2 protein-coding genes are annotated in these 2,170 nt (G+C 30.7%); both read right to left on the bottom strand.

The window, feature by feature from the left end:
* Positions 1-110 precede the first annotated feature (110 nt).
* The gene (locus VK998_RS06135; protein ID WP_325226603.1) at positions 111-1,586 is read right to left on the bottom strand and encodes an IS1182 family transposase; all 1,476 of its coding nucleotides are present in this window, start codon (positions 1,584-1,586) and stop codon (positions 111-113) included.
* A 156-nt stretch (positions 1,587-1,742) separates the two neighbouring features.
* Positions 1,743-2,170, bottom strand: a 428-nt coding sequence (locus VK998_RS06130; protein WP_325226601.1) for a redoxin domain-containing protein, incomplete at its 5' end; no start/stop codon positions are given.

The following is a 2,170-nucleotide window of genomic DNA, read 5'->3' as shown; positions in this document are numbered from 1 at the left end:
CTATTTTTTAGCCGTTGTGAACAACTTAAAATAAAAACCGGAATAACGAACGCAAAAGTTCAAGTATTCCGGTTTTTGTTTTGTTTATAATAATACTATGTTATTTTGCTTTATGTTTTGTTGTTTTTACTCTCTATTGTTATTATTCTTTTAAGGTTTGCTGTGAATATCGATATTATCGATTGTAATTGCATACCAAAAAGGCCACTTGTATAGGTTTTTGCCATACTATAGCTATTTTTAAGTTCAGAGTTCTTTGCCTCTATTTTATATCTTTCTTTATATAGTTCTTTAAACTCTTTTGAGTTTTGGAAGTCTACTTGATCTTGATGTAGTTTAGAAGGTAACCTATGTGTATAAGTCTTTGTTTTACTTCCTTCACTATAGCAACCATCTTTATATGGACATACTTTACATTTATTTACATCAAAGAAGAATGTTGTTTGTTGTGCTTTATCAGGGTGCTTTTTCCCACCATTTCTAACTTTTTTTATCGCCATATGTCCTGCAGTACAAACATACATTCCTGCATCTTTATTAAAAGTAAACCCTTTACAGCGGCTCGCTGTTGGGTTTCCACTATATACATATTGATTTGTTTTTGAAACTATTTTAATATTGTTTTCTTTCCCATATTCTAAATCACTCTTACCTGAGTAAGCACCATCACCAATCAATATATCAACATCATAACCGTTCTCTATGGATTGTTCTATTAATTCTTGGGTATATGTATTATCTGCTTTATCTCCTGTTGAAACAACTGCAGCTGTTATAATTCTTTCTGGACTCATGGCAATATGGGTTTTATAACCGAAAAAAGATGTATCAGCTGTTTTGTGACCAATTCTTGCCTCTTCATCATTTAGAGATATTTTATTTTCTATATCGTCATTCACTATTTCTTCTAAGTAGTTTATTTTTTCTGAAACAGCATTATAAAATGCTAGTTGTTCGTCACTTCTTAGTAAATCTATTAATTCAGTGCAATATTTTATGTGATCATCTAAATCCCTACTTGTTGGTTTAGATGGCATCATATCTTTATACTCTGCTTTAATTTCGTAAACAGTTTTTCTTAAAGCCTTACTTTCTTCGGTTAATATCTCTATTGGTGATTTTGGATTATAAACGCTCTTTGTATGTGTAGAATCTACTATAATAGTTTTTGTTTTAATTATTCCTAAATTATTTGCAACCTCTAGCGTTTTAGATAATAGCTTTTGTAATATTAACTCGTCATTTAATCTTAGTTTTCTAAACTTAGTCAATAAGGTATGATGAGGCATATTATCTTCTGGAGCAAGGTCTAAAAAGTACTTAATAGCCATGTCTGTTTCACCACGTTCTATTAAGTCTCTATCACTTAACTTATATTTTCCTTTAAGCATTAACAGCTTAAATAGTTTTATTGGGTTGTATGCCATTGCACCATTATCCAAACAATACTTATCTTTTAATTCGTCATATATAAAATCATAGTCAATTATATCATGTAGTTTCCTAATCCAATGATCCCTTTTTATTATAACTTCATATATTCCAATGTATTCCGATAGTATTAATTTTTCTTGATTTGGTAGCATATCCTTCACCATTATAACCTTTATATACTATATATATTTTATCATATTTAGTGTTATTTTACTATACAAAAAGGAACGATTTTATTCGTTCCTTAATTGGTACATCAATTGGGACTTTTTCAGCAGCCTCGTGACTAACGGTCTTCTTTCTTCAAGCTATTTATTCTCTTTTTTAAAACATAAGAACCAATCTAAACAATATTGATCTTCAGCATCGCTTTCCATTCTTTCTTTAGCTACCCCACAGGAACCTGCTGTAGGGACAATAACATCATCACCAGGACGCCAATCTGCAGGTGTTGCCACAGCATCTTTATCTGCTTTTTGTAAAGCAAGAATAACTCTTTTTATTTCATCAAAATTTCTCCCCGTTGAGAGTGGATAATATAGAATAGTGCGAATAATTCCCTCAGGATCAATAATGAAAACTGCCCGAACTGCTTGTGTAGTTGATTGTTCCGGTTGAATCATTCCATATTGTTTAGAGATATCCATTTTAATATCTTCAATTAATGGAAATTTAACTTCAATGTCCTTCATTCCATTCCATTCTAATTCTTGAATTTTTCTTAACCAAGCAATAT

This window comes from Schnuerera sp. (assembly GCF_035459645.1).
Lineage (GTDB): Bacteria > Bacillota > Clostridia > Tissierellales > Tepidimicrobiaceae > Schnuerera.
Note: the sequence above shows the minus strand (reverse complement) of the source record. Positions and strands in the feature narration are given on the sequence as shown.